Raw genomic sequence first — 6,207 nt, 5'->3', positions numbered from 1 at the left:
GCTACACCGATAGCGGCCCCCGCCTTCGCGGGGGCGACGCAACCTACTTTTCCTTCACCAGCACCCCGCCCTTCACCACCGCATCGACGTCCTCCAGTTCGCGGATATTGGCAAGCGGATCGCCGTCCACCGCAATCAAGTCTGCATAGCGCCCGACCGCGATCGTGCCGACGTCGCCGGTCATGCTCAGCGCCTCGGCGCCGTTCAGCGTCGCGGCGCGGATCGCCTGCAGCGGGGTCATGCCCCATTCGACCATCTTGGCAAACTGCCGGCCATTGTCGCCGTGCGGATAGACGCCCGCGTCGGTGCCGAAGATCATGTGCACGCCCGCCTTGACCGCGCGCTGAAAGGTCTGGCGCTGCGCGAGGCCGATCGCTTTCTCCTTGTCGAGGCTTTCCTGCTCGGTGCCGTTCGCGGTCCCGGTCGCAAGGATATAATCGTCGTTATAGATATCCATGTCGAACCAGGTGTTGTGCGCGATCGCGAGCTTGATCGCTTCGTCGCTCGCAAGGCTGCAATGCTCGATCGTGTCGATCCCGGCGAGGATCGCGGTCTTGATCCCGTCGTCGCCGTGCGCGTGCGCCGCGACCTTGATTCCCAGCATATGCGCCTCATCGGCGATCGCCTTCATCTCGTCGAAGCTGAGCTGCTGCGCGCCGACGCTGTCGCCGAGCGAGAAGACGCCGCCGGTCGCGCAGATCTTGATGACGCGCGCGCCATATTTGTGCAGCCAGCGCACCTTGGCGCGCGCTTCCTGCGGACTGTCGACCACCGACGGCCCCTTGTGATCCATCGACGGCGGCAGGCCGCCCTCGTCGCAATGCCCGCCGGTCGCGCCGATCGCATAGCCCGCGGGAATGATCCGCGGCCCCTGGACATAGCCACCCTCGATCGCCTGCTTCAGCCCGACGTCGCCGAAATCGGCCGACCCGACGTTGCGCACCGTGGTGAAGCCCGCGTCGAGCGTCTTCTTCGCGTTGACGACGCCCATCACGGTCCAGAAGCTGTCGGTATAGCGCAGCCCCTGATAGCCGCCGACCTCGGCCAGCGAGGTCAGGTGAACGTGCATGTCGATCAGGCCGGGCAGCAGGGTGCGCTCGCCCAGGTCGATATGCTTGACCGCGGCGCCCCAGCGCACGGTGCGCGCGTCGGCGATGCTCGCGATGCGTCCGTCGGCGCCGACGAAGATCGCCGGATGCTCGACCATCTTGCCGCTCTGCACGTCGAGATAGCGCGCGGCGGTGATCACCGTCTGCCCAGCCCCCTCCTGCGCCGTCCCGTCCTGCGCCGTCGCCGGCAGCGCGGCCGCCGCGAAAAGCGCGCTCGCGCCGAAAGCGATTCCCCGCAGAAAACCGCCGAACTTCACACTGGATTGCATATCCCGCCCCGTCTGTTGCTGTTGCCTGTCCGATAGATGGCAAAACGAGACTTTTTAGGACAGCGGAATTTTAGGCCCGGACGATCTTTCAGGCCACAAGACCCACCATGCCCCGAGCAGCGCGAAGGCGCCGCCGAGCATCGTGCCGCCCGCAATGTCGCTTGCCCAATGAACGCCGAGCATGATGCGCGAGGCGGCGTTGAGCAGGATCATCGCGGTGGCTAGCGTCCAGGCGAACGGCCGCCAGCGCGGCGGCGCGAGCCAGGCGAGCAACAGATAGACAACCGCAGCGCTCGTCGCATGACCGCTGGGATAGGAAGCGCTGTTCACATGATCGAGATGCGCGATGATGTCGGGCCGCGCGCGGTCGAACGCGAATTTGAGCGCGTTCGAGGCGAGGTTCGCCAGCAGCGACGCCCCCGCGAGCGCAACCGCGCAGCGCCGCCCGCACCAGTGCCAGACGAGCGCCGAGAGCAGGATGACGATGATCCAGCGCGGCGTGCCCCCACCGATCCAGCTCACCCCCTGCATGAAGGCGATGAGCCCTGGATCGCTCTGCCCGACGCGCAGCGACAGCGCGTTCGAAATGCGAAGGTCGGCAGCGACGGTCCAGCCCGCGCTGACGATCAGGCCGAGCAGGATCACCGCGACGATGAGGCACGCCGCGACCAGAGGGATATGCTGCGCCTTCATCCCTTGTCCTGCACGACCTCGATCATTCCGACGATGATGCAATCATTGGGATCGGTTGCATCATGCCGCGCGGCTTCCCTGTCATGGACAACAACCGTTCCGCCGTCCCAATCTTTCCCGCATCCGCCCGATATTTCGAGTGAATAGGTCCCGGGCGGCAGCTTCTTGATTCGGTAACCGCCGTCGCGCTTCACCTTGCTTCGATACTCCCTGCCGTCGGGACTCCTGGCGGTGATGACCATCCCGTAGGGCCACATCGTATCGAGCTTTCCCACGATTTCACCTTGTGGCGCCTGTTCCTTCGCGGCGGCGTGACCAGCCGCCATCAGCATCCCGACCGACGTGCCGACGGCAAGGATCATTCGCCGCACATTGGCCGTCGATTTTCGCCGCAACTCCACAGCACCCTCGCTATCGACCCGCGCACGAACGCACACGCGTCCTTCGACGGCCAGCATGACCTCGGCTTGATCGATATCGAGATTGGACAAATCGAATATCGTCCGATCGCATTGCGCGCAGAAGCGATTGCAACCGCGCGAGGGCATATCACTCCAATCCTGATCGCAGGGATCGGGAAAGGTGACGCGCAAATCTTTCATCGCTTACCCTTCTCTCAAGACCGAACAGATCATGTCGCGGCGACCCGAACGACGCAAGCAGAAGAGAATGAAGGACGATCGGGAGCCGTCAGCTCTGCGGTATGGTGCGCGCCGCCGACCGGCGCCAGGCGTCGATTTGTGCTGCGAAGCGGCGCAATTGTTCGGTGCCGCCGTCGATGTCATTGTCGATCAGGCGCAGTTCGCGGCTCGATCCGTCGGCGCGGTAGCGAAGATAGAGGCCGTGCCGCGCTCGCGCGCCGAACCTGACCGATCCCGACATCTCGCCCGGCAGTCGGTCGGCGCGATCGCAGATGGCCTCCATGATATCCGCGGCGGGCAAGGGGTTCGGATCGGCGCCATAGCTCGAATGGAAATGGAGCTGTCCCCCTTCGATCCGTACCGCCGTCTGCTGCGTCAGCGCGCGCAAACCGTGCCGCCCGGCATAGAAAAGGCAGGCGGCCCCCGCGATAATCAGAAGCGGTATCTTGAACGGCGTCAGGGGGTCGCGATGCGGCGGCGGTGCGGGCAGCGCAAAGTCCGACACGTCGGCGACGACCGGCGGCGGCGCCATAGGTTCGCTGTGCATCAGCCCCGCCACGGCGAACGCAATCGCCGCGACGCCCAGAAAGAACAGCGCCTTGACGACGCTGCCCGTTCGGGAAAAATGAAGGATCGCAGGGTTCAAGCGCGCCTAGATATGCAGCGGCCGCCCGAACGCGGCGAGCACGCCCTCGTGCATCGTCTCGCTGAGTGTCGGGTGCGGGAAGACGGTGCCGATGAAATCATCCTCGACGAGTTCGGCGGTCTTGCCGATCGTATAGCCCTGGATCAGCTCGGTGACCTCGGCGCCGATCATGTGCGCGCCGAGCAGTTCGCCGGTCTTGGCGTCGAACACCGTCTTGGTAAAGCCTTCCGCCTCGCCGAGCGCAATCGCCTTGCCGTTGCCGATGAAGGGAAAGGTGCCGGCCTTGACCTCGTAACCGAGTTCCTTCGCCTTTGCCTCGGTCAGTCCGACGCTGGCGATCTGCGGACGGCAATAGGTGCAGCCCGGAATGTTGCGCGGGTCCATCGCGTGCGGATGGCCCCCCGCAATCGCCTCGACCGCGATAATCGATTCGTGCATCGCCTTGTGCGCGAGCCACGGCGGCGCGGTAACGTCGCCGATCGCCCACAGGCCGGGAACGTTGGTGCGACACATCGCGTCGGTGTCGATATGGCCTTTCGTGGTCTTTACGCCGAGCGCTTCGAGCCCGATACTCTCGGTGTTCGGGACGATGCCGATCGCGACGATCGCGTGGCTGAACTCGCCCTGTTCGACCTTGCCGTCCTTCGTCTTGATCTTGGCGGTGACGCCGTTCGCGGTCGCCTTCAATTCCTCGACCCCGGCGCCGGTCAGGATCGTCATGCCCTGCTTCTTGAGCGCCTTTTCGAGGAAGGTCGAGACGTCGGCATCCTCGACGGGGACGAGGCGGTCGAGCATTTCGACGACGGTGACCTCGGCGCCCATGTCCTTGTAGAAACTCGCAAACTCGATCCCGATCGCGCCTGATCCGATGACGAGCAGCTTCTTCGGCATTTCAGGTGGAACGAGCGCGTGGCGATAGGTCCAGATGCGCTTGCCGTCGGCAGGCGCGAACGGCAGGTCGCGAGCGCGGGCACCGGTCGCGACGATGATGTTCTTCGCGGAAAGGGTCTCGGTTCCCTTCTCGCCCGTCACCTCCAGCTTGCCCGGCGCGGTCAGCTTGCCGGTGCCCATATGGACGGTGATCTTGTGCTTCTTCATCAGGTGCGCAACGCCCTGATTGAGCTGCTTCGCGACCCCGCGCGACCGCTTCACCACCGCATCGATATCGGCGCTGATCTGCGCAGCCTTCAACCCATAGTCGCCCGCGTGCTGCATATAATGATAGATTTCGGCCGAGCGCAGCAGCGCCTTGGTCGGAATGCACCCCCAGTTGAGGCAGATACCGCCGAGCAGCTCGCGCTCGACAATCGCGGTCTTCAGCCCAAGCTGCGCCGCCCGGATCGCCGCGACATAGCCGCCGGGCCCCGAGCCGAGGACGATGAGGTCGTAATTGGTGTCAGCCAAGGTCTGCTCCATTATCAATCCCCTCTCCCCTTGAGGGAGAGGGAGGGGCCCATTGCGCAGCAATGGGAGGGTGAGGGTCCGAAAGCGCGGCAAGGATTGCCGTCAGAACCCCGGACAGGTTTCCAGTCACGTCATTGTTCCAAACCCGCAACACGCGATAGCCCTTATCGATCAGGAACGCGTCTCGGGTGTGATCGCTTGCAGAATTGGCATGTTGCGATCCGTCGACCTCAACGATCAATCGCCGCTCCTGGCAGACGAAATCCACGATGAACGGACCAATGGGCTGTTGCTTGCGAAATTTGAAGCCGCCCAACCGTCGATCGCGCAAGGCTCCCCAAAGTTTCTTCTCTTGCTCGGTCAGGGCGCGTCGCAGAGCCTTGGCGCGCTCCAGCGTCTCCTGCGAATAGCCTGCAGCCATTCCCTCACCCTCCCACGCGCTGAAGCGCGCGGGCCCCTCCCTCTCCCTTGAAGGGAGAGGGGTTCATCATGCCACCAGCCCCAGCGGGTTCTCCACCAGTTCCTTGAAGGTCTTCATCAGCAGCGCCCCGTCGGCGCCGTCGATCGCGCGGTGGTCGAAGCTGCCGGTCGCCGACATCACCGTCGCGATCGCCAGCGCGTCGTCGACGACATAGGGCCGCTTCTCGCCCGCGCCGATCGCCATGATCATCGCCTGCGGCGGGTTGATCACCGCGGTGAACTGCTTGATCCCCATCATGCCCATGTTCGAGATGCTGGCGGTGCCGCCCTGATATTCGCTGGGCTGGAGCTTGCCTTCCTTCGCCTTCGCGGCAAGCTCGGACATTTCGGTCGAGATTTTCGACATCGACTTGCCGCCCGCGTCGGTGATGATCGGGGTGATCAGGCCGCCCGGAATGCTGACCGCGACCGAGATGTCGGCGCGGCTATATTTGCGCATGACATCGCCGCCGAAGCTGACGTTGCAAGCCGGCACGCGTTCGAGCGCGACCGCGAGCGCCTTGATCAGCATGTCGTTGACGCTGAGCTTGACGCCGCGGCTTTCGAGGCTGGCGTTGAGCTCGCCGCGCAGCTTGAGCAGCGCGTCGAGGCGGATGTCGACGGTCAGGTAGATGTGCGGCGCTTCCTGCATCGACTGGGTCAGGCGGCGCGCAATCGTCTTGCGCATCCCCGACAATTTCTCGTCCTCGTGCGGAATGCCGAAATCGGGGATCGGGCCGGCGGTTGCGGGGGCCGGAGCGGGAGCCGCCGTCGCGGCGGGAGCCGGCGCGGCTGCCGCCGGAGCGCTGGCCGAGACACCTTCGAGGTCGTCCTTGACGATGCGGCCGCCGGGGCCGGTGCCGGTGATCGTCGACAGGTCGATGCCCTTCTCCGCCGCGATGCGCTTGGCGAGCGGGCTGGCCTTGATGCGATCGCCCGACGCGGCGGGAGCAGCTTTGTCCGTCGCCCCCGCGAAGGCGGGGGCC

Annotated in this window: 7 protein-coding genes; all 7 read right to left on the bottom strand. The window is 64.9% G+C overall.

Annotated features, from left to right (window positions below; genetic code table 11):
- Nucleotides 1-43 precede the first annotated feature (43 nt).
- Nucleotides 44-1,378: an amidohydrolase family protein gene (locus tag OJI97_RS11230; RefSeq protein WP_297663515.1), complete on the bottom strand. Its 1,335-nt coding sequence runs from the start codon at nucleotides 1,376-1,378 to the stop codon at nucleotides 44-46.
- Nucleotides 1,379-1,432: 54 nt separating this feature from the next.
- Entirely contained in the window at nucleotides 1,433-2,071 is a 639-nt protein-coding gene (locus tag OJI97_RS11225; protein WP_297663514.1) for a phosphatase PAP2 family protein, read from the bottom strand.
- Nucleotides 2,068-2,673 (bottom strand): carboxypeptidase-like regulatory domain-containing protein, encoded by a 606-nt coding sequence (locus OJI97_RS11220; RefSeq protein ID WP_297663512.1) that lies wholly within the window; start codon nucleotides 2,671-2,673, stop codon nucleotides 2,068-2,070. Before OJI97_RS11220 ends, OJI97_RS11225 begins: the two co-directional genes overlap by 4 nt.
- 88 nt (nucleotides 2,674-2,761) lie before the next feature.
- The gene (locus OJI97_RS11215) at nucleotides 2,762-3,358 is read right to left on the bottom strand and encodes a hypothetical protein (protein ID WP_297663510.1); all 597 of its coding nucleotides are present in this window, start codon (nucleotides 3,356-3,358) and stop codon (nucleotides 2,762-2,764) included.
- Between the two features lie 6 nt (nucleotides 3,359-3,364).
- On the bottom strand, nucleotides 3,365-4,762 hold the full coding sequence (gene lpdA, locus OJI97_RS11210) for a dihydrolipoyl dehydrogenase (protein WP_297663507.1): 1,398 nt from the start codon (nucleotides 4,760-4,762) through the stop codon (nucleotides 3,365-3,367).
- Nucleotides 4,755-5,183: an endonuclease domain-containing protein gene (locus OJI97_RS11205; RefSeq protein WP_297663505.1), complete on the bottom strand. Its 429-nt coding sequence runs from the start codon at nucleotides 5,181-5,183 to the stop codon at nucleotides 4,755-4,757. The genes lpdA and OJI97_RS11205 overlap by 8 nt, the downstream gene beginning before the upstream one ends.
- Nucleotides 5,184-5,249: 66 nt before the next feature.
- Nucleotides 5,250-6,207 (bottom strand): 2-oxo acid dehydrogenase subunit E2 (locus tag OJI97_RS11200; RefSeq protein WP_297663503.1); only part of this gene is annotated, 958 nt, incomplete at its 5' end.

The sequence above is a fragment of the Sphingopyxis sp. genome (genome assembly GCF_025869345.1).
Taxonomy (GTDB): domain Bacteria; phylum Pseudomonadota; class Alphaproteobacteria; order Sphingomonadales; family Sphingomonadaceae; genus Sphingopyxis.
Note: the sequence above shows the minus strand (reverse complement) of the source record. Positions and strands in the feature narration are given on the sequence as shown.

Coding starts and splice junctions, on each gene's coding strand:
- OJI97_RS11220 (WP_297663512.1), bottom strand. CDS start 2,673: ATGAAAGATTTGCGCGTCACCTTTCCCGATCCCTGCGATCAGGATTGG.
- OJI97_RS11225 (WP_297663514.1), bottom strand. CDS start 2,071: ATGAAGGCGCAGCATATCCCTCTGGTCGCGGCGTGCCTCATCGTCGCG.
- OJI97_RS11205 (WP_297663505.1), bottom strand. CDS start 5,183: ATGGCTGCAGGCTATTCGCAGGAGACGCTGGAGCGCGCCAAGGCTCTG.
- OJI97_RS11230 (WP_297663515.1), bottom strand. CDS start 1,378: ATGCAATCCAGTGTGAAGTTCGGCGGTTTTCTGCGGGGAATCGCTTTC.